The organism is Neobacillus niacini (genome assembly GCF_030817595.1).
Classification (GTDB): domain Bacteria; phylum Bacillota; class Bacilli; order Bacillales; family Cytobacillaceae; genus Neobacillus; species Neobacillus niacini_G.
Genome location: NZ_JAUSZN010000001.1, coordinates 4,026,268 through 4,046,682, shown reverse-complemented (window position 1 = coordinate 4,046,682; position 20,415 = coordinate 4,026,268). Strand labels below are relative to the sequence as shown.

General features: G+C 38.9%; 20 protein-coding genes. 13 read left to right on the top strand and 7 right to left on the bottom strand.

What is annotated here, in order from left to right; genetic code table 11:
• Window positions 1–157 precede the first annotated feature (157 nt).
• The gene (gene nagE / locus QFZ31_RS19155; protein WP_307305847.1) at window positions 158–1,603 is read left to right on the top strand and encodes an N-acetylglucosamine-specific PTS transporter subunit IIBC; all 1,446 of its coding nucleotides are present in this window, start codon (window positions 158–160) and stop codon (window positions 1,601–1,603) included.
• Window positions 1,604–1,650: 47 nt separating this feature from the next.
• Here the strand turns inward: nagE and QFZ31_RS19150 are convergent, their stop codons facing one another.
• On the bottom strand, window positions 1,651–2,469 hold the full coding sequence (locus QFZ31_RS19150; protein WP_307305844.1) for a PRD domain-containing protein: 819 nt from the start codon (window positions 2,467–2,469) through the stop codon (window positions 1,651–1,653).
• Window positions 2,470–2,623: 154 nt separating this feature from the next.
• Here QFZ31_RS19150 and QFZ31_RS19145 point away from each other — a divergent pair, with 154 nt between their 5' ends.
• The gene (locus tag QFZ31_RS19145; RefSeq protein WP_307305841.1) at window positions 2,624–3,046 is read left to right on the top strand and encodes a DUF4395 domain-containing protein; all 423 of its coding nucleotides are present in this window, start codon (window positions 2,624–2,626) and stop codon (window positions 3,044–3,046) included.
• A 41-nt stretch (window positions 3,047–3,087) separates the two neighbouring features.
• Here the strand turns inward: QFZ31_RS19145 and QFZ31_RS19140 are convergent, their stop codons facing one another.
• Window positions 3,088–4,281: an MFS transporter gene (locus tag QFZ31_RS19140; protein ID WP_307305837.1), complete on the bottom strand. Its 1,194-nt coding sequence runs from the start codon at window positions 4,279–4,281 to the stop codon at window positions 3,088–3,090.
• 268 nt (window positions 4,282–4,549) lie between these two features.
• On the opposite strand from QFZ31_RS19140, the gene QFZ31_RS19135 reads away from it, so the two are divergent.
• Window positions 4,550–4,774, top strand: a complete 225-nt coding sequence (locus QFZ31_RS19135) for a hypothetical protein (protein WP_307305835.1) — start codon at window positions 4,550–4,552, stop codon at window positions 4,772–4,774.
• A 46-nt stretch (window positions 4,775–4,820) separates the two neighbouring features.
• Here the strand turns inward: QFZ31_RS19135 and QFZ31_RS19130 are convergent, their stop codons facing one another.
• The gene (locus QFZ31_RS19130; protein WP_307305832.1) at window positions 4,821–5,876 is read right to left on the bottom strand and encodes a potassium channel family protein; all 1,056 of its coding nucleotides are present in this window, start codon (window positions 5,874–5,876) and stop codon (window positions 4,821–4,823) included.
• A gap of 100 nt (window positions 5,877–5,976) precedes the next feature.
• On the opposite strand from QFZ31_RS19130, the gene QFZ31_RS19125 reads away from it, so the two are divergent.
• The 6 genes from QFZ31_RS19125 to QFZ31_RS19100 all read left to right on the top strand — a co-directional run bounded on the left by QFZ31_RS19125 (window position 5,977) and on the right by QFZ31_RS19100 (window position 11,412).
• Window positions 5,977–6,567 carry a shikimate kinase gene (locus tag QFZ31_RS19125; protein ID WP_307305830.1) on the top strand — a complete coding sequence of 197 codons (591 nt, stop codon included), beginning with the start codon at window positions 5,977–5,979 and terminating at the stop codon, window positions 6,565–6,567.
• Between the two features lie 23 nt (window positions 6,568–6,590).
• Window positions 6,591–7,355 carry a type I 3-dehydroquinate dehydratase gene (gene aroD, locus QFZ31_RS19120; RefSeq protein ID WP_307305827.1) on the top strand — a complete coding sequence of 255 codons (765 nt, stop codon included), beginning with the start codon at window positions 6,591–6,593 and terminating at the stop codon, window positions 7,353–7,355.
• A 351-nt stretch (window positions 7,356–7,706) separates the two neighbouring features.
• On the top strand, window positions 7,707–9,065 hold the full coding sequence (locus tag QFZ31_RS19115; RefSeq protein WP_307305825.1) for an arsenic transporter: 1,359 nt from the start codon (window positions 7,707–7,709) through the stop codon (window positions 9,063–9,065).
• Window positions 9,066–9,095: 30 nt separating this feature from the next.
• Window positions 9,096–9,770, top strand: coding sequence for a DUF2642 domain-containing protein (locus tag QFZ31_RS19110; protein ID WP_373459865.1), 675 nt, complete (start codon window positions 9,096–9,098; stop codon window positions 9,768–9,770).
• A 250-nt stretch (window positions 9,771–10,020) separates the two neighbouring features.
• Entirely contained in the window at window positions 10,021–10,188 is a 168-nt protein-coding gene (locus tag QFZ31_RS19105) for a hypothetical protein (protein WP_307305819.1), read from the top strand.
• A 198-nt stretch (window positions 10,189–10,386) separates the two neighbouring features.
• Window positions 10,387–11,412, top strand: a complete 1,026-nt coding sequence (locus QFZ31_RS19100) for a DUF418 domain-containing protein (RefSeq protein ID WP_307311668.1) — start codon at window positions 10,387–10,389, stop codon at window positions 11,410–11,412.
• A gap of 33 nt (window positions 11,413–11,445) precedes the next feature.
• On the opposite strand, the gene QFZ31_RS19095 is transcribed toward QFZ31_RS19100, so the two are convergent.
• Window positions 11,446–13,284 (bottom strand): LTA synthase family protein, encoded by a 1,839-nt coding sequence (locus QFZ31_RS19095; protein ID WP_307305817.1) that lies wholly within the window; start codon window positions 13,282–13,284, stop codon window positions 11,446–11,448.
• A gap of 194 nt (window positions 13,285–13,478) precedes the next feature.
• Here QFZ31_RS19095 and QFZ31_RS19090 point away from each other — a divergent pair, with 194 nt between their 5' ends.
• The gene (locus QFZ31_RS19090) at window positions 13,479–14,747 is read left to right on the top strand and encodes an MFS transporter (protein ID WP_307305814.1); all 1,269 of its coding nucleotides are present in this window, start codon (window positions 13,479–13,481) and stop codon (window positions 14,745–14,747) included.
• Between the two features lie 21 nt (window positions 14,748–14,768).
• Here the strand turns inward: QFZ31_RS19090 and QFZ31_RS19085 are convergent, their stop codons facing one another.
• Complete coding sequence (locus tag QFZ31_RS19085; protein WP_307305812.1) at window positions 14,769–16,541, bottom strand: ABC transporter ATP-binding protein; 1,773 nt, start codon at window positions 16,539–16,541, stop codon at window positions 14,769–14,771.
• A gap of 127 nt (window positions 16,542–16,668) precedes the next feature.
• Between QFZ31_RS19085 and QFZ31_RS19080 the strand changes: the two genes are divergently transcribed.
• The gene (locus QFZ31_RS19080) at window positions 16,669–17,031 is read left to right on the top strand and encodes a DMT family transporter (RefSeq protein WP_307305809.1); all 363 of its coding nucleotides are present in this window, start codon (window positions 16,669–16,671) and stop codon (window positions 17,029–17,031) included.
• Complete coding sequence (locus QFZ31_RS19075) at window positions 17,031–17,345, top strand: DMT family transporter (protein WP_307305807.1); 315 nt, start codon at window positions 17,031–17,033, stop codon at window positions 17,343–17,345. The genes QFZ31_RS19080 and QFZ31_RS19075 overlap by 1 nt, the downstream gene beginning before the upstream one ends.
• Before the next feature lie 50 nt (window positions 17,346–17,395).
• Here QFZ31_RS19075 and QFZ31_RS19070 read toward each other — a convergent pair whose 3' ends face one another.
• Entirely contained in the window at window positions 17,396–17,851 is a 456-nt protein-coding gene (locus QFZ31_RS19070) for a redoxin domain-containing protein (RefSeq protein WP_307311665.1), read from the bottom strand.
• Window positions 17,852–18,062: 211 nt separating this feature from the next.
• Here QFZ31_RS19070 and QFZ31_RS19065 point away from each other — a divergent pair, with 211 nt between their 5' ends.
• A complete protein-coding gene (locus QFZ31_RS19065; RefSeq protein WP_307305804.1) occupies window positions 18,063–19,448 on the top strand; it encodes an IS1182 family transposase in 1,386 nt (461 codons plus the stop codon).
• Between the two features lie 216 nt (window positions 19,449–19,664).
• On the opposite strand, the gene QFZ31_RS19060 is transcribed toward QFZ31_RS19065, so the two are convergent.
• Window positions 19,665–20,408: a C39 family peptidase gene (locus tag QFZ31_RS19060; RefSeq protein ID WP_307305801.1), complete on the bottom strand. Its 744-nt coding sequence runs from the start codon at window positions 20,406–20,408 to the stop codon at window positions 19,665–19,667.
• Window positions 20,409–20,415 lie beyond the last annotated feature (7 nt).

The following is a 20,415-nucleotide window of genomic DNA, read 5'->3' as shown; positions in this document are numbered from 1 at the left end:
TAATGAGGAGTTCCAAGCTACCTAGCACTTATTATTATATTTTGCAGCTGTTCTAAGCTGGAATGATTTTATTAATTCTTGATAAAAAAGAATTGAGCCAAACCTGGCAGGAAAGCGTTGTTCAATGTTCTATAAAAAAGATAGGGGGACTAAAAACATGATGAAATATCTTCAAAGACTTGGCCGTTCTTTAATGCTGCCAGTAGCCGTTTTGCCTGCAGCAGCAATATTAATGGGTATCGGGTACTGGATTGACCCGACAGGCTGGGGAGCTGAAAGTCCAGTAGCAGCTTTCCTAATTAAAGCAGGTGGATCCATTATCGATAATATGGCTATCCTTTTTGCGGTTGGGGTAGCGCTTGGTATGTCAAAAGACAAAGATGGTTCAGCTGCAATAAGCGGATTGGTTGCTTATTTGGTTATTACTACTGTGTTATCAACAAACTCAGTAGCTTTGCTTCAAGGAGTTGATCCAGAAGCTGTTAACCCAGCATTCGCAAAAATTGGAACACAATTTACAGGGATTCTTTCCGGTATTATCGCGGCAATTATGTATAATCGTTTTAGTCATGTGAAGTTACCAGATGCATTATCTTTCTTTAGTGGGAAACGACTTGTTCCTATTATGACTTCCGTAGCGATGTTAGCAGTTTCATTAGTCATGTTCTTTGTTTGGCCAGTTGTTTTCTCTGGACTCGTTTCTTTTGGTAAAGGGATTAGTGATCTAGGTGCAATCGGTGCAGGGATATATGGTTTCTTTAACCGTTTATTAATTCCAATCGGTTTACACCATGCCTTAAACTCTGTGTTCTGGTTTGATGTGGCAGGAATTAATGATATTGGTAATTTCTGGTCTAGTAAGGGTGAACAGGGTATCACTGGTAGGTATCAGGCAGGTTTCTTCCCAGTTATGATGTTTGGTTTACCAGCCGCCGCATTAGCTATGTACCATACTGCTAAATCTTCGAAGAAAAAAACAGTGGCTGCCTTAATGATGGCTGCAGGTGTAGCTTCTTTCTTCACAGGGGTTACAGAACCTCTTGAATTTGCGTTTATGTTTGCTGCTCCTGCACTTTATGTAACACATGCTGTATTAACAGGTCTTTCATTAGCGATTGCAGCTGCGTTCCAATGGACAGCAGGATTTGGCTTTAGTGCAGGATTGGTTGACTTTGTGTTAAGCTTAAAAATTCCAATTGCAAACCAGCCATATATGTTACTTGTCCAAGGTCTAGTGTTTGCAGTAATCTACTATTTCTTATTCCGTTTTATCATTACAAAATTCAACTTAACGACACCTGGTCGTGAAGATGATATTGATGAAGTGGCGGAGGAAACGCAATCAGATGGTAATAAGTTTGCTGCCATGGCTGCTAAGATTTATGAAGGCTTGGGCGGAGACGCAAACGTTACATCTGTAGACAATTGTGTAACACGCCTGCGTTTAGAAGTGAAGGATATGGATGCAGTCGATCAGAAGAAGATTAAATCAACTGGTGTACCAGGAATAAATATTGTAGGAAAAAACAGCATTCAAGTTATCGTTGGTACAAATGTTCAATTCGTAGCTGATGAAATTGTTAAAATCCGTAAGGGAAAATAGGATTAAATAAAAACCGCTTGGACCATCTGGTTCAAGCGGTTTTTCACTTATCTATTTCTAATTCTTTCTATATGAATGGTGATATATCCGAGTTCTTGTTCAGGCAGGGTGATACCATGGTTTTTCGCAAGAAGCTTGGCTACTTTCTGTGAAACATTGTAGGATAGTGCGAATTTTTTTTTCAGCATCGTGAGCATTTCATCATCCATTATTTGCTGGGATTCATCACTTACTCTGGATAGAGTAAATCTCAGATGAGTCATTAAACGCTGATAAGAAAGGTCATCTTCTTCTATTGATATCTTAAGTGAATTTTTAATGGTCTGAATCATTTCACCAATGATAGCAGTCTGCCGTAGTGTTTGTTTCATATCGCTGCTTTGGGGCTTTGAGGTATGAATGTGCAGGGCAATGTAGGCTGCTTCATCCACTGGCATTTTTACTCCTGTCATTTTTTCAATATGTCTTATTGCCCACATGCCAATATCAAATTCTTTTTTATAAAGGATCTTTATTTCATCAAAAAGTTTATTTTTCAGGTGAATTCCCTCTGTTGCTCTTTCAATAGCAAAAGACAGGTGATCTGTTAGCCCGATATGAATATGCTCGTTTAATTTTAACCCCAGATTATCTTCTGCATAGGAGATAATATCTTCAGAGATAGAAAAATGTTTTTCAGGTATTTGCTGCAGAAGCTGTTGGAATTTCTCATTTTCCTTCATAACAAATAGCTTTTCAATTTTACTTGGATTGATGATGTCATTCTTCCTTTTTTCATAGGCAATTCCCGCACCAATGGCTATCTTTTCTTCATTGTTGTCTAAAACTACAACAGCATTGTTATTGAGGATTTTTTTTATTTTCACGAAACCACAGCTCCTTGTTACGCTATTACTACCATCTTACATTTTAAAACAAAATGGGTCTACCTTTTAAAAACAAAGCTATACAAAACCGCATATAACATGTATAACTAAAAAATAAATAACCAATAATTCCTATAAGAAAGGTGGGTTATGTTTGCCTGATAAAGTACGATCTATACCAAGACCGCTTGTGAAAACAAACCAATGGGTGATTGTCATTAGTGCCGTTTTAACACTGGTTTTCGGTGAGGGATGGTTTTTAATACTCCCATTACTTGCAGGAATATCGGGAATTGTTTTTAAATATAATCCGATAATGAATATTGCAAAGCTTTTTCTAAGGAAAAAACCAGATGAGTATATCCCGGAGGACTGGGAGCAGCAACAATTTAATCAAAAAATAGCTGTATTTTGTTTGGCGGCTGGGTTCATGAGTTTTCTGCTTGGCTGGAATACAGTGGGGTATGTGTTCACCATTATCGTTGCCACCGCGGCATTAGTGGCTATCCTAGGGTTTTGCATTGGCTGTTTTATTCATTATCAATGGAAGATGTATAAATATAAAAAGAGCAATTAAATCGTAAAAAAACTGATGCAGGCTTCTGCATCAGTTTTTTACTATAATACCGCTTTTGTTTTTAGTGATTTCTTTTGCCATGTGAAGGTAATGAAAAGTGTTATGACTAATAATACAAATCCCAATATGAAAGGATAGGAAATCTTGACGTCATATAGTAATCCTGCAAGTGTTGGTCCAAGGACGTTACCAATACTCATATAAGCATTATTCATCCCCATTGCAAAGCCCTGTTCGTTTCCTGCCAGCTTGGAAATCAACGTATTCAACACTGGGCGGAGTATAGAGGTGGATAGGAAAATAAAAAGTGAAATGATAAAGAATAGTGAGTAGCTTGAAGCGAACAGTGAAAATAAAAATCCAGCTGCCGCTACAGCAATAAATACATTTAATACAGATCTTTCACCGTAACGATTTACAATTCTATCAACCACAAAGAGCTGAACAATAACACTGACAATACCGGTTGCTGTAACCATTATGGCGATATCTTTCGCGGAAGATTGAAATTGGTTGTCAAGGTATAAACCTATAACCGATTCGTAGGCAATTAATCCAAAACTCATTACAAGTGTAATTACAAGTGGAATAAAATATGGCATTTTCACTGATCGGGCTATTTTGCTTGCCATGGACTCATTGTCATGGGGCATATCTGCTGAGTCTCCAATAGGAGTTGTTTGGCTCTCTTTTAATAGGAGAACGGAAAACAAGACAGAGACTAAAGATACAAGTGCTGATACTAAAATAGGAAATTTCAAACCGAACCCTGCCAAGAAACCACCAATTCCAGGACCCACAACAATTCCAAGAGACATAGCTGCTGAAACTAAGCTATTCCCTTTTGCACGTTGCTCCATCGTTGTAATGTCTGCGATGTAAGCAAAAATAGCAGGAACAAGCATTGCGCAGCCAATCCCGCCAACTGCACGAGAGGCATAAAGTACCCATATGGAGTTGGAAGCGTAAAAAATAAACATTGACAGGGTTAAACCTGCTAGTCCGTAAATAATCATCTTTCTGCGGCCATACTGATCTGTCCATTTGCCTGCAATCGGAGAAAAGATGAACTGAGCGCCGGCAAAGATTGCTATGAACAGGCCTGCAGCTGTTCCACCTTGATTAATGGACTCCAAATAGGCCGGTAATATGGGAATAATGATTCCAAAACTCCCAATTGCTATAAACATGTTGATCATCAACATGGTGATTTTCTTTCGTTGATCTCTTGTCATCAAGAAGCCACCTTTCATACAAAAAATTACACCTATCTTTAAAGTGTAAACTTTTTCACTGCCTTCTATCTTATATAGGCGTACATGCTTTTGTCAAAGGGAAAGTTTCTTAAGACAAAAGTAGTCGCTTGCTAATTTTTTTTAAAGAGGATAAAGGCAAGCAATGTATGTGGTTTTATTTTTTGATAATTCTGTACAAACTATTTCTAGAATTTGGTATTATTTATCTGGAAGGCAAGAATTTTTGGTAAGTGGAGGAGGATGGAATATGACGGGTACAATTGCAGTTATTATGGTATTTTCGATTCCAATCATTGCTATTTTAACGACTCATTTTCAAAAGCAGAATAAAATAAAATATAAAATGATTCAGGGAGAACTAGAACTAGAGAAACTAAAACATCAGAATTATTTAATTGAAACGGAAAGAATGAGACTTGAGCTCGAACATATGAAACTTAATGAGCCACAAGACAAAATTAAATTAGGTTAGAGAAACCAATAAAAATAGGTTCTATCCATTAGATAGGACCTATTTGTTATTTTGCGGGCTTGTAATTAGGATTTATTTTCAAAAGTGTTTCTTTATCACAAATCACAAAAAGCTGGGCATCCTCCGGAATCGGTTCGTCGAGTTTCTGATTGATATGAAGGTTCCCCCGATCTGCTACAAGCGTTGCACCTTTATCGAGCAAATCCCTAAAGGCATCCCGGTAGGTTATCCATTCAGGCTGTTTCGATATTTCATACATAGCTTCTTTATATTGGGTGCTCATTAACTCAGAATACATGTTGGTAACACCATGGGAAAAGAGAGAGCGGACGGCTGCATGTGAAATCATTTCCTGTGTTGGAATAAATTCATCCACCTTTACTCTTTGGAATAGGCGAATGTGCTTTTGATAAACAACTTCTGCCGTTACGTGAATCGGAGTATTTAGTTTTTCTTCTATTGATGTAATGGCTGCGGCAATCAACAGTGTTTTTCCATCAACGAGCATGGGGTCCTTTGTTGCATAATTGTCTTGTGTTATTTGGTCGGCAAAAATAATAACACCCTTTGCTTCAGGCAAATTAGCTTGTAACAGGGTTTCTTCATCGGTTGCATCACCGCGGACATAATACAATTGTTTCTCGACCATTGGTGAATTTTCTAGTTCGTCGATAATGACAATATCAATAGATTTGTCCGATTTCAAAATTTCTTGGATAGCAAGCTTGGATTTGTCACTCCAGCCAATTAGAATGATATGGTTTTTCCCTGTATATTTCATTTTTCCACCAACCTTGAGTTTATCAAACAGATAGACTATTTTTATCATTTTTCCAATAAAAACGCTGACCAGCCCAATACCCGTAATATACAACATAATTGTGAATGCCTGGCCCATCTGGGTGACGGGAGCATAGTCACCGAACCCAACCGTGGCAAGTGTTGTCAGCACCCAATAAATAGCAGTGAGATAGGTCCCAAATGTCTCTGGTTCAATGTACAAAATAATATAGGCGGCGAATAAAACGTATAAAATAAATACCGGAAAAAATATTCTGTTACGCAGCTTCGTTATATAGTATAGAAATTTTTTAAAGGACATTTCCGTTTATCTCCTCCCTGTAGAGTCACCGACTAAACTTATATTCCCAAAAAGGGCTAGAAAATAACCATGATTGGTTTTATAGATTGGAAGGCTTATAATGGAATCAATATTATTTGTCCTTGGGAGATGGAAGCCGTTGTCAAACAGTTCATTGAGAGAAAAAAATATCGTTTTTATTGGTTTTATGGGTGCAGGGAAAACAACGATTGGAAAGTTGGTAGCTAAAAAGCTGTACCGAGATTTTATTGATATTGATGAAGAAATTGAAAAAGAGTACAACATGCCAATACCTAAAATTTTTGCTGAAATTGGTGAAAAAGCCTTTAGAGAAAAGGAAAAAGAATTAATTCAGAATTTATGTGACTATAAGCTAAAGATTATTTCAGTTGGAGGGGGAGCATTCCTTCAGGAAGAAATCCGAAGGGTATGTCTTTCATCAAGTATTGTATTTTATTTGGATATTACCTGGGAGGCATGGAAGACCCGTTTAAGTTCGATTATTGACAGCCGTCCGGTCCTGCAAGGTAAGTCAATGGCAGAGATAGAAGAGTTATTTTACAAAAGAAAAGAAATTTATAAAAATAACTATCACTCAACGATTGAAATTAGCAATCAAGACATGGATGAATTAGCGGAGAGCATTGTAAAAACCCTGAAATTATCTTGGGAGTTGCACGAAACCAAGTAAAAGGTTCGAGTGGAGTGGAGACGATGAAAAGAAACGTTAAGGTTAGAGGATTAACAATAGGGGAAGGCGCACCTAAAATTTGTGTTCCAATGGTTGGGGCAACCATCACGGAGTTAGTAGAAGAAGCCTCATTTCTTAAAACAGTCGACTTAGATGTTGTGGAGTGGCGTGTTGATTTTTTTGAGCATGTGGAGGATATCGAGAAAGTAAAAGAGGCATTGAATGCAATACGATCCATTCTGCTTGATACACCGCTCGTTTTTACATTCCGCAGTAAAAAAGAGGGCGGAGAAAAGGAAGTCAGCGCTGCATACTATTTTGAATTAAATAAGGTGATGGCGGAGAGTGGTCAGGTAGATATTGTGGATGTTGAGCTATTTAATGATGATGAAGAGGTCAAAAGGCTTGTTGGCACAGCACATAGCTGCGATGTATTTGTTATTATTTCTAATCATGATTTTGATAAAACGCCGGCAAAGGAAGAGATTGTCTCCCGTTTACGTAAGGCCCAGGAGTTAGGCGGAGATTTACCGAAAATCGCGGTTATGCCGAGGAACACTGCAGACGTATTAACCTTATTGGATGCCACCAATACAATGAATGAGCAATACGCAGATAGACCGATCATTACGATGTCAATGGCAGGTAAGGGAGTCATCAGCCGTTTAGCAGGTGAAATATTTGGGTCTGCACTAACATTTGGCGCTGCTAAGAAAGCTTCCGCTCCTGGTCAGGTGCCTGTCACCGATTTACGGAACATTTTATCAGTAATTAATAGACATTTATAATCGCTTATATTTTTACAATTGATTAATACCTTGTTGCATAATGGTATTGCTTTTTCTTTACAGACAGTAATGAGACATCCTCATCACTGTCTCTTTTTTTTGCATAAATTAATAAAATTTCTAATACCTGGGTCGGTTCATTAAAGATAGTTGTCCATAGATTCTAGTGGATTTATTGAGGAAAAGGGTACAAACCCAATGCCTGTAACAGTGAGGATACATATAAATAAAGTACACTCTGACAATAGGGATAGATGGAAGGGGGGGACATGAGCGGACTTGGGCCTAAGAGGAGGTAGAGTCATCTCATGACATATCATGAAGAACTAGTTAGATTGGAAGGAGAAAATTATGATTCAACCTATGGTTTGGATGACCATTTTCGCTTTTGTAGTTACGCTCATCTTTATACTTTGGAGACCTAGAGGAATAAATGAAGCCATTCCTGCCACAATTGGTGCAATTTTTGTGATCATCAGTGGAAGTGTTTCTCTTACAGACCTTGGAGTTATTACCGAAACCATCTCAGGTGCGGCCATTACCATTATGGCCACCATCGTAATGGCGATTGTTTTAGAAAGTTTTGGATTTTTTAATTGGGTGGCAGAGAAGCTCGCTGCTAAAGCAAAGGGGTCAGGTATCCGCTTATTCTGGTATGTTAACCTTTTATGCTTTCTTATGACACTTTTCTTCAATAATGATGGAAGTATTTTAATCACTACTCCGATTCTTGTCATGTTGTTAAACAATATGGGGTTGAAAAATCATCAAAAGATACCCTATTTATTATCAGGAGGATTAATTGCTACAGCCTCGAGTGCTCCCATTGGTGTAAGCAATATCGTCAACCTCATCGCCTTAAAGATAGTAGATATGGATTTATATTTGCACACGGCGATGATGTTTGTACCGGCAACACTCGGTCTTTTGTTGCTAGTAGGACTGCTCTTCCTTCGCTTTAAAAAAGTAATCCCAAAAACTGTTCCTATTAAAGTTTCCGGATTGACTCGGAAGTCGTATCATCCACTAAAACCTAGTCCTGCTTATTCCACTGAAAGAGAACGGTCTCGGTTTATGCGAAATGTCCTTCTGTTTGTATTTGCCGTACGCCTTAGTCTCTTTGCCGCATCATACTTTGCGATCCCTGTTTCGTTAATGGCTGTTATTGGCTCTCTTGTTCTTTTAGGCTGGAGATGGGTTTATTTAAAAATTTCGCCGGTCGACATGCTGAAAAAAACTCCATGGTATATTCTTGTTTTCGCCTTTAGTATGTATGTCATTATTTACGGTCTGAATAATATTGGTTTGACCAATATGCTTATTGATTATATGCGTCCAATGGTACAAGGAAGCCTGCTCCATGCGAGTGTGATGATGGGAGCACTATTAACAGTTCTCTCAAACATCTTTAATAATCATCCGGCACTCATGGTCGGAACGCTTACGTTAATGAATATGGACCTTAGCCCGCTAGCCTTAAAAATCTCCTATTTAGCCAATGTAATAGGAAGTGATATGGGGTCATTATTACTGCCAATGGGAACACTTGCAACGTTAATGTGGATGCACATCGTTCGAAAAGGAAAAGTCATGATCACGTGGTGGGAATATGTAAAAATCACATTTGTTGTTATTCCTCCAGCGACGCTGTTTACATTAGTTGTCTTATATTATTGGGTTTCATGGTTATTTGGCGGAGCACTACAGTAGAGTAAAGAAACGATTAAAGGAGAATAAATGATGGTGTTTAAAGAATTACTTGGTAAAAATATTGAGATAGAGATTTCAGGTGGGAATTTTTACTCAGGTATATTAGTTGATTCTGGATTAGATATTCTTGTTTTATATGTGGGAAGAAGTGATAGGTTCTTTTATATTCCAACAGTTCATATTCAGCGGGTGAAAGAAGCAAAAGTGGACGAAAATTCGGTAGTGTATGAACCTCCTTTAGAAAAACCGCTTGAATCAGAATCACAAACGATCTCTTTTCGGGGAATATTGACGAATGCCAAGGGAAGATTTGTCGAGGTATATGTAACAGGTAATAAATCCATTCACGGCTATTTGACGAGTATCATGAATAATCACTTTGTGTTTTACTCACCCGTATACAAAACAGTGTTCATTTCGATGGATCATGTTAAATGGTTAATACCCTATCCGGAGCATAGTACTCCTTATTCCATCAGCAATCAGACTCTGCCTGCAGCTCCTGCCTCCATTCCATTAGCGAGAAGTTTTGAAGATCAATGCAAAAAGTTAGAAAACCAGCTTGTGGTTATTGATGGTGGTGATAGCAGTGAAAAGATTGGCTTACTTCAAAAAGTCTGGAATAACCAATTAACACTAATTACAGCAGAAAGGGATATCGTGTATCGCAATTTAGAGCATGTAAAAACAATACATTTCGCGTGAAGAAATGTAATAACATAAACGATTTTAAATGTAAAGGAGTAGTAGCCAGTGAAAAAGAACACAAAAAATAATCCAAGCTTGTTTGGCTGACAAGGATGGATTATTCTTCACTCCAGTGCGATAAAGTTGAACCGTGGTAGTAGGTGGTCCACGGTTTTTTTTTTGTTATACTTATTTTAATACTAAATTATGATTTGATTTTTAATTTTGTTCAAGTTCAAAAATAAAAATGTGGTTAAGGGGGATTGTAATGAAATATCGGAGCTTAGGGACAACAAATGAAAAGTTACCACTCATAGGGCAGGGGACTTGGACCTATGGAGAAAATCAAAGTGAGGCATTAGAAGAAATAAAGGCTTTAAGATATGGAATTGAAAACGGACTTACGTTAATAGACACAGTAATCTTGAGGCATTAGAACTGACTTTATCGGATGAGGATTTACAGGTAATTGATACATACTTTCCAAAACCGAATGAAGGTATGAGTTTAGTAAAGTACTAAATTTTGCACGACACAGAAAAAATCAAGTGCGGATTTTCCATCTCACAGCAGTGATGATCTTTTTTCTAGTCCTTGTACATATTTTCATTCCAATTTAATGGAGGTGAGTTTGTTGAAGCCAACGGAACGTACTGAACGAATAGAAATCCTCGATTATTTACGGGGGTTTGCCTTGATGGGAATAATCTTAGTAAATATCTTGCCGCTGTTGTCAGTTAAATTACCTGAACAAGGAACAGGGGATGCTTCCTATCAAATGTTTCTCTTTTTATTTGTTGAGGGCAGATTTTATACGCTTTTCTCTTTTTTGTTCGGTGTAGGCTTTTTTCTATTTATCTCAAGAGCAAATGCGAAGGGGAAAAATGGCTATATCTTATTCTTGCGACGGGTGGCGGCTCTGTTTATCTTAGGTTGGTTCCATGTTAAATTCCACCCGGGTGAGGCATTGACCGTTTATGCGATAACTGGACTGCTTTTACTCCCATTTTACAAATTGAAAAAGGAAAATAACCTTGCCCTTGGCTTAATCTTGCTAATCGCCCTAAGTATAATGGCTTCGAAGCTGTTTATGGTTGTACCGCTGATACTGCTGGGGATTGCTGCTGGTCAATATCGCCTGTTTGAAGGAGTGGCGGGGAAGGTGAAAAAGGTAGTAATCGGTACGGCTCTTTTGTTAATCGTTAGTATAACTGGACTGATTTATCAGTATCAACATGCACCGTCATATCCATTTGGTTTTTATAATGGAGTAGATGAAACAACTTATCGATTTTTAAGTATAGGAATCATGATTGGACCGCTTGTTTCGGCTTTATATGTTGGGGTGCTGATTCTGCTTTTGCAATTCCAGACTGTTCAGAAGCTGTTATCTCCTTTGAAGAGCTATGGGCGGATGGCACTGACAAACTATATCTTTCAAACTGTCTTTATCTATCTAGCAGGTTACGTATTCAACATGTTTGAGTCATTAACCTATCTTCAATCCCTACTAGTTTGTCTTACGATTTATATTATTCAGCTTACCTTTAGTGTGATCTGGCTGCGTTTTTTTCAATTTGGACCATTAGAGTGGATTTGGCGTGTTGTCACGTACTTGGAGGTTCCAACGATAAAGAAACAAGTAGAAGAGGTACATTAAAAAGGAGGACCCGCATGTCACCATGCAGGTCCTTTACCTATCTTCTGTTTGTTCCTTGCGGATATAATCTGAGTATTCCATGATGGCTAAGGTGTTATCGATGCTTTCTTGAAGGCGATTGGTATTCTTTGTTTTCTTCATCGTTTTTCGGTCATAGATGGAGGCGGGAAGCTTCGCACTTGGTGCCGTGTAAAAAGTTTTATCACTTATAAACGATCCTCCTGGCAGGTAATAACGCATTCCAAGCAGGTTCTTTTTATAGTGAAAAAGATTGTGGCCAATCATCTGCGTGTCGTGTTCTATGCCGAGTAAGTTTAATAGGGTCGGCATCAGGTCAACTTGCCCGCCGAGGTTTGAATACTTTTCCCCCGTAAAGAGACCAGGAACCGTAAATAACACTGGTACAACAAAGCGGTCCTGCATTGTATATTCGTGACCTAAAACCTCTTTTAATATGGTCTTATCTTTTTCAGTAACAGGTGCACCGTGAAGGCCAGAGTGATCACCATAAATCAGAATAACAGATTCATCATAGATTCCAAGCTTCTTTAGCTGTTTGATGAACAAGCCAATTTGTTCATCCGTATAACGAACTGATTGAAAGTAATTCCCCACATACGTTTCCTTAAAGTTTTCTGGTAAGTCTAGAAACTCGTATTCTTCAGGCATTTCAAATGGTGTATGGCTTGTGAGCGTAATAATATTCGAATACATTTTCTCGTGCGTCTTCAACTGTTTAGGAAGTTGTTCGTCCACAAATTTAAACAGCACTTCATCCGCGGGACCAAAGCCAATTTCCTTTTCATTTGGAATCTCGTTACTGGTATAGATATAATCAAATCCCAGTGCTGGATATAACTTATCACGACTCCAATAGGTAATATCATCGGCATGATAGGTTGCAGCACCGTAGCCATTCTTTTTTAGAGTCCGAACAAGTGAAGGAATCTCTTCACCCTCAAGGGTATTAACGGTAGGGTCCATGCCTTCCGGGTATAAGGAGGTGTGCATGAGCCATTCAGCATCTGATGTGTTACCTGCCCCAATTTGCTGATAAACATTATCGAAATAGGCACTTTCTTTTAAGAATGCATTTAAATTGGGTGTGATTTCCTGTCCATTAATCTTTTGATTAATGGTGAATTCCTGTAATGACTCCCATTGGATAATAAAAACATGGCGGTCTTTTGCAAGACCAAAGGTGCTATGTTCTGCAGCTGGGACATATTTATTGCCTTTTAGCTTTTCAAGTTCCTTTTCTGACATATACTCCTGGCTGGCAAAGGCTGTCCCAAGGCTGTTTTCATAGGCTTGAACGAATTGAGATTGGATATAGCCATGCTTCTTTGCAAAGTAGGATACATCAATTAAAGGATAGCGAAAAGCGATAACAGTCATGATGAGTCCGATACAGCCAAAGCTGACTGCCCATCTCTTTGCTGAGACAAAGGATGTTGCCCTTTTTTTGAAAAACCACATAACCGGGACGATTAAGATCGTATCTAAGAAAAATAAAAAGTCATAAGGGCTTCCAAGCAGGGCAACTGTGCCTCCAACAGAGTTGGATTGATAAATTTGTTTGACATCATAATAAGATGGTACGGTTGAAAAATACCGTGTATAATAAACAACGACAATGAACAGAACTGACAGGATTAAGCTATAAAGCCATATGGCTAACCAGGTCCGTTTTTTAAAAAGCAGCGTCAGGACCGATAAAACAAATGCCCACATTGGAAACTCAACAAGCAGCACATGAAAAAATGATATATTTTCAAAAACGACAACCTGGAAAGCATAAATTTTTACAAACAAAACAACCAATAGTAATACAATTGGATGTTGTAAACCAGTACTCGAAATCTTAATCATAGAAAACACCTCAAAAAGATACTCTTCTCTCTTTAACTTATCAAAACATCTACAATACTATCAACTAATAATCGTGATAAAATAAATAATTTTCGGAAACCTTAAGTTTCTCGCTGAAATTAATTTTCCAGTATGATATGATTATGCGGAATTTTGGCAAAAATAACTTTATAACGAATTAAAGGGGGAATACGATGGAGGTTAACAATCAGGGCGCGACATCCATTTCTACTGGGAGTATATTTTCAAATCGAATTGTATTAGCCATTATGTCTTCAAACTTCTTACTTCAGTTAGGAATTTGGATAAGGAATTTTGCGATTTTACTATACGTGACCGATATTACCGATAATGATCCGGTATATGTTTCCTTAATATCGGTTGTTGAGTTTACCCCGATATTTATTTTTTCATTTATTGGCGGGACTTTTGCTGACAGATGGAAACCTAAATTGACGATGGTTTGGTGCGATATGTTATCTGCTGTATCGATTGGTTTGGTCCTGCTGGCACTACTTTTTGGCTCGTGGCAAGCAATATTCTTAGCGACGCTGATTTCAGCTATTCTTTCACAGTTTTCCATGCCTTCAGCAATGAAACTACTGAAGCAGCATGTACCAGGTGAACAGCTGCAATCCGTTATGGCCATCTTCCAATCGTTGATGGCAATATTCATGGTCATCGGTCCTGTAATTGGAACACTTGTCTATCAAAAATATGGAATATACATTTCGATTGGTGTCATGGGTGCGATGTTCTTACTTTCGGGACTGGTGTTAATGTTCCTTCCGCGTGATTTGGAGAAGGAAAAAAACGAGGTTCAAAATAATTTTAAAAAAGAACTAGCAGATGGTTTCCGTTATGTGATGTCAAAAAAAATCTTGAAATCAATGGGCGGTATTTTTGCTGTGTGTGGTTTAGCTGTTGGTTTGATTTCACCGTTAATGATTTTTATTACGATTGAAAAACTTGGAATGCCCAAGGAATCACTTCAGTGGCTGTTAATGGCAAATGGTATTGGTATGCTCGCTGGCGGTGGTATCGTCATGGCATTCTCGAAAAAGATCTCACCTCAAAAGCTTCTTGCAATCGGGATTTTTGCAAGCATGGTATTTACTATTGGGGTTGGCTGGTCGACTAGCTTTGCAGTAACGCTGGTATTACAAGTATTGAACGGTGTATTCTTTCCGTGTATTCATATTGGGATTAACACCATCATTCTGAAATATTCGGAAGAAGCATTTATAGGGCGTGTGAATGGTGTACTTAGTCCGTTGTTTATGGGGATGATGGTGATTGGAATGTCGATTGCAGGTGTTGTGAAAATTCCACTGACATTATCTGGTGTTTATACCGTATCCGGTATATTATTTTTGATTGGTTCCTTACTGGTTGTTCCGCTTTTCAAGGTAAAAGAAGAGGGGCCAAACATCTCCATTGCCGAGAAGCAGCCCCAGGCTTAGTCAAAAAAAGGGTGCTTAAGCTCAGCTTAATGCACCTTTTTTTTGATTTTCTTGATCGACGCTGGTTAATTGCTGCTCTGCAAATTCACGATATAATTCATGTGATTGTGTTAATTCTTGATGAGTCCCCATTCCTGTGACTCGCCCTTTCTCGATGAAAATGATTTTATCAGCGTCGACAATCGTAGATAAACGGTGAGCAATAACAAAGGTAGTACGGCCTTCCATTAGCCGGGATAATGCCTGCTGAACAATTCCTTCTGATTGGCTGTCAAGGCTTGCTGTTGCTTCGTCCATCATTAGTATCTTAGGGTCACGTAAAAAAGCGCGTGCAATCGCTATACGCTGCCTTTGACCGCCAGAAAGTTTTACCCCGCGTTCGCCAACCTCTGTGTCCAATCCTTCCGAAAAGGATTTAATAAATTCACTTGCATATGCCATCTCTGCCACTTTCCATAGCTGGTCATCTGAAATTGATTTACTATTTGGCAGCCCATAACATAAATTTTCGCGGATGGTTCCCGCCATCATTGCACTTTCCTGTGAAACATAACCAATTTGACTGCGCCATGCTTCAATGGATAAATCTGTTATTGGAATATTACCTACCATTATTTTCCCAGAGGTAGGCTCATAAAAGCGTTCAAGTAAGCCGAACATAGTCGTTTTGCCACCGCCGCTAGGACCAGCAAAGGCAATCATTTCACCTGGCTGTGCTTCAAACGATACATCTTCTAGGACTGGTTCATCTTCACTATAGGCAAAAGATACATGGTTGACGAGAATAGGTTTATTTGTGATGTCCAGCTCCAGCCCTTCCTGCCCTTCTTCTAGAGGCAGGTTTAAGATATCAATAATCCGCTCGGTAGCCCCTTTTGCTTTTTGCAGCTGGGTAAAGAACATCGCGAAACTCGTTATCGGAAAAATGATTTGAAAAAGGTAAAGTAAGAATGCTACAAGTGAACCAGTAGACATGGTTCCGTTGGCCACCCGCATTCCGCCGTACCCGATTATCATCACGATGACAATCATGACGACCAGGTACATGATAGGAGCAATTAAGGCGGTGATTCGTGCTTCTTTTAACCCAAAACTGAGCAAATTGCCAATGCCTGTTACCCCTTTTGTCTCTTCATGGTGTTCTGCAGTGGATGCTTTCATTAAGCGGATTTCACTTAACGTTTGTTGAATGCTTCCTGTAAAGGCGGCAGTCTCATCCTGCAGGCCGCGGGAGATTTTTGCCATCTTCCTTCCGAGCGGCATCATAATCATAAACGTAAGAGGAACAGATATTAACATGATAAGTGTCATTTTCCAATCCATTATCAATAAAATGACGATGGCACCGATAATAGAAATAATCCCTGAGATGAATTGTGGAAAATGATTCGAAATTAAATCGCGAACAACACTTGTATCATTTACAATTCGGCTGACGGTTTCGCCGCTCGATTGTTTATCAAAATAACTGACAGGTAAACGAATTAATTTTACCCACATTTTTTCACGCAGCCGGGCGACGATTTTTTGGCCGACAAAACTTAACAGGTAAATCGATACCCCGCTAATCATTGCTTGGAAGATGAATGCTGCACCTATCCCAATTATGAGTGGAACACTTAGCGATGAAACAGAGAATCCATCTACTAAGTTTTTCGTTAGTACTGGAACAAGAAGTCCTGCAAGTGTCGTAATAAGACTTGCAGATAACCCAAAAACTAATGCAGCTTTCGGGATGTTAGCAGATAAAATGAGAGAGATAAATGGTTTTAAACCATCCTTGTTTTGTTTCATTTAGTAAAACTCTCCAATCCTTATAAAAAGAAAGATTTTCATAAGCAATCATACGTTCATAGGGAATGATATGCAAATGATAATTTGGTAAGATTAAGCGAGTAGCGGAAAGAGAGGAAAAATAAAAATGAGTGATTCAAAAGTATTAACTGAATCAAAGGGAAAAAGCGAATCAAGTGCATGGTTATTTGTGATCCTTGCAGGATTTCTTGAAGTAGTCTGGGCAAGTGGATTTAAATATGAAGAAGTACCTTCTCTCGTTGTGCTTATAGCGATTTTATTAAGTTTTGATTTAATTATAAGAGCGACAAAAGTGATACCTGTTGGGACGGTATATGCTGTATTTGCCGGGATTGGCACCTTAGGAACGGTTATAGTCGAGATTGTATTTGAAAACGGCTCGGTTAGTCCATTAAGAGTTGCCCTTATTTTATTACTTTTGGCTTGCATAATTGGCTTGAAATTAACAAACAAGGAGGGTGGTGTTTAATGGATTGGCTAATGCTTATTTTAGGCGGTTGTTTTGAAGTCGTTGGGGTTATCGGTTTAAAAAGAACAGCTGATAAAGGTAACTTTATCAATTATCTAATCCTAATTGGAGGGTTTATAATGAGTTTCCAACTGCTCGTTCGGGCGATGGAGACGATTCCCTTATCAACTGCCTATGCCGTATGGACAGGGATTGGAACGGTAGGAGCTGCGATAGTTGGTATGGTTTTCTTTAAGGAATCAAAGAGCAGGCTTCGTATGGCTTGTATTCTAGGTATTATTTTTTCAGTCGTTGGTTTAAAGCTCGTACATTAAATAAGAAGAGACATCTCTCGATTGGTCGGGAGATGTCTTTTCTGTAATGCTTAGACGAGCTTTTCTAGTTCTGAAAAAACTGCTTCGTAATCTTCTTTTTTGTCGGCTTTAAAGGAGGTATTCATATAAGTAATCACTCCATCTCGATTGACAACAAACACCGAACGGATCGCAACGCCGCCTTTTTCGTTATACACCTTGTAGTCCTTGATCGTCTGCCTTTGCCAATCGGAAGCTAATGGATATGGCAATGTCCCCATACTGGCTGCAAAAACGCGGTGCGAGTGAATATGATCCGCACTGATTGCAATAACCTCTGCACCTAGCTGTTCAAATCGTTTGTAGTCCTCTTTCCAAGAGGCGATTTCTTTAATTCAGCCGGGAGTAAAATCCATCCCATAAAAAGCGACAACCACGTTCGTCTTCCCCCGATAACCGGAAAGCGAAAGGGGATCCTTCGTTGTTGCTGGTAACGAAAAATCAGGGGCTGTATCCCCAACCTTCAAGGTCGATTCCAAGATAACTCCTCCATTCTTGAAACAATATCCTTTGCTAGGATTTCCATCTTTTTAAAAAATTACACAAAAAAGATGGTGCATAGGCACCATCTCAGGCTGTCGAGAAAATCTCGACAGCTATTATTTTTTGTAATTACTTTAATGATTCACCGCATTAATATGCTATAATATACATATAAATAACAGGACGGTGGATAGAATGTATAAGCCAAAAAGAGAAATACAAAACGAAGCTGAATTTGTTTTTATTGATGATTTAGTACCGCAAGATCACCTATTAAGGAAGGTGGACAAGTATATTGATTTTTCTTTTATTGGTGAGAAGGTCCGTCCTTTTTATTCAGAAAATAACGGGCGTCCTTCGGACCCTATACAGCTCTTTAAGATGATGTTTATCGGATATTTTTATGGCATTCGTTCTGAACGACAATTAGAGCGTGAAATTCAGACGAATGTGGCCTATCGATGGTTCTTAGGATTAAAGCTAAACGATACAGTTCCCCATCATTCCACCATTAGTTGGAATCGGCGAACCCGTTTTAAAGATACAAATATATTTCAGGAAATTTTTGATGAGATTGTCTTCAAAGCAATTAACCACAAGATGGTTGGAGGAAGAGTTTTATTTTCCGATTCCACACACCTTAAAGCGAATGCAAACAAACATAAATTCTCTAGAGTTGAAGTGGAAGTTGAAACACGTGAATATGTAGAAGATTTAAACAAAGCTATTGAGGAAGACAGGAGAGATCATGGAAAAAAGCCTTTAAAGGAAAAGGAGGAGGTGACCGAGAAAAAGGAAATACGACTGAGCACAACTGATCCTGAATGCGGGTTTATGTCACGAGAGAATAAACAGGAGATGTTCTGTTATCTTGATCATCGAACTACCGACATGAAGTTCAACATCATAACTGATGCGTATGTTACACCAGGAAATGTTCACGATTCTGTCCCCTATCTTTCACGGTTAGACCGTCAGGTCGAACGTTTTGGATTTAAAGTAGAAGCTGTGGCACTTGATTCGGGTTACCTGACAAATCCGATTTGTAAAGGACTTAATGAACGCAATATTTTTGGAGTTATCGCTCACAGAAGATATCAATCAACAAAAGGGTTATTTCCTAAATGGAAGTTTACATATGACAAAGATAGAGATTTGTATGTTTGTCCAAATGGTCAGGAGTTACAATATCGTACAACTACAAGAGAAGGTTATCGGGAATATAAGTCAGATCCTAAAAAGTGTACTAACTGCCCACTCCTGCCTGAGTGTACAAAATCTCAAAATAAAACAAAAGTAGTTACCAGACATGTTTGGGAGGAACATAAGGAAAAGGTTCGACTTAACAGACTTTCAAAGTCAGGTAAAATACTATATAAATTTAGAAAAGAAAAAGTAGAGCGAAGCTTCGCAGATTCAAAAGAACTGCATGGGCTTCGCTATTGTAGGTTACGGGGATTGCAAAATGCGAGTGAGCAAGTGTTACTTACCGCAGCATGCCAAAACATGAAAAAGATTGCCACGCACTTAGCCAGGTTTGAAAAAGTGTGTGGCGATCTCCAGGTTCATTCCCCCTGTTGATTGGAGCGGAAGGTGCGAAGACTCCTGCGGGAGTACGGGGCTGGGGAGACCCCGCAGGCGCTTAAGCGCTGAGGAGGCTCCCCGGCACGCCCGCGGAAAGCGAAGCAACTGGAGCGGAAATCAACAGGCCTTCGGGCAGGCAGAAAAATAAAAATTGCCGAGAAAGATACCTTTCTCGACAATCTGAGATGGTGCATAGGCACCATCTAATTGTGCTTAATAAGAAATTGCCTGGCTTCCGAACTGGTTCCAGCTTGTGACAAAGCTCTGAAAATTGGCTGATTTATTCTGTTCCGGATAAAAGGGATCATTAAAATACACGTTGTTTTCATCATAGCCGGTGACTAAAACAGAATGCATTCTGCGGGTGATATTGATTTCTCCTTCTTTTGTTTTCCATGTTTCCCATTGCTCTTCTGGTAAAAAATCAAATGTACTGCCGACAATTACCCAAACGGGTTTACCCTCGTTTAGCTTTTTTTGCACAGAAGAAAAATGATCTCCAGTAAGATTTTCGATTTGGCCAGGGAGGTATTTGTCTGCAAGGTCTTCAATTACCTCGTGGTAAACACCTAATCCAGGCTGATTATAGGTATACATATTCCCGACAAATCCCTGATGAGGATTTCCGAAGTATCCATCACTGAAATAAGGAACCTTTGGAATCTCCTCTGCCAGAGTTAGTTTGTCAACAGAAACGCCAGCAAAATTAAGTAACATCGCCAAACTGGTTACTTCACATCCCCTTGGCAGCTCAGAGAATTGTTGCAGCGCTGGAACAGTTAATAGGATACTTTCTTTCATGATAGGCTCCTTTTGATATACAACTACTGTCCGATCTACATGAACAGCAGATGTATATTCTAAGCTCGTTTGAATCGGAGAGTTAGAAGCATAGTAAATTGGAAGTATTAATAGGAGGCTTAACAATGATATCTTTTTTTGCTGCTGATTTTTCATTAAGCGA

Coding starts and splice junctions, on each gene's coding strand:
- QFZ31_RS19135 (WP_307305835.1), top strand. CDS start 4,550: ATGACGGGTACAATTGCAGTTATTATGGTATTTTCGATTCCAATCATT.
- QFZ31_RS19085 (WP_307305812.1), bottom strand. CDS start 16,541: ATGAAACAAAACAAGGATGGTTTAAAACCATTTATCTCTCTCATTTTA.
- QFZ31_RS19105 (WP_307305819.1), top strand. CDS start 10,021: ATGAAATATCGGAGCTTAGGGACAACAAATGAAAAGTTACCACTCATA.
- QFZ31_RS19080 (WP_307305809.1), top strand. CDS start 16,669: ATGAGTGATTCAAAAGTATTAACTGAATCAAAGGGAAAAAGCGAATCA.
- QFZ31_RS19140 (WP_307305837.1), bottom strand. CDS start 4,281: ATGACAAGAGATCAACGAAAGAAAATCACCATGTTGATGATCAACATG.
- QFZ31_RS19125 (WP_307305830.1), top strand. CDS start 5,977: ATGGAATCAATATTATTTGTCCTTGGGAGATGGAAGCCGTTGTCAAAC.
- QFZ31_RS19115 (WP_307305825.1), top strand. CDS start 7,707: ATGATTCAACCTATGGTTTGGATGACCATTTTCGCTTTTGTAGTTACG.
- QFZ31_RS19095 (WP_307305817.1), bottom strand. CDS start 13,284: ATGATTAAGATTTCGAGTACTGGTTTACAACATCCAATTGTATTACTA.
- QFZ31_RS19110 (WP_373459865.1), top strand. CDS start 9,096: ATGGTGTTTAAAGAATTACTTGGTAAAAATATTGAGATAGAGATTTCA.
- QFZ31_RS19075 (WP_307305807.1), top strand. CDS start 17,031: ATGGATTGGCTAATGCTTATTTTAGGCGGTTGTTTTGAAGTCGTTGGG.
- QFZ31_RS19065 (WP_307305804.1), top strand. CDS start 18,063: ATGTATAAGCCAAAAAGAGAAATACAAAACGAAGCTGAATTTGTTTTT.
- nagE (WP_307305847.1), top strand. CDS start 158: ATGATGAAATATCTTCAAAGACTTGGCCGTTCTTTAATGCTGCCAGTA.
- aroD (WP_307305827.1), top strand. CDS start 6,591: ATGAAAAGAAACGTTAAGGTTAGAGGATTAACAATAGGGGAAGGCGCA.
- QFZ31_RS19130 (WP_307305832.1), bottom strand. CDS start 5,876: ATGTCCTTTAAAAAATTTCTATACTATATAACGAAGCTGCGTAACAGA.
- QFZ31_RS19060 (WP_307305801.1), bottom strand. CDS start 20,408: ATGAAAAATCAGCAGCAAAAAAAGATATCATTGTTAAGCCTCCTATTA.
- QFZ31_RS19090 (WP_307305814.1), top strand. CDS start 13,479: ATGGAGGTTAACAATCAGGGCGCGACATCCATTTCTACTGGGAGTATA.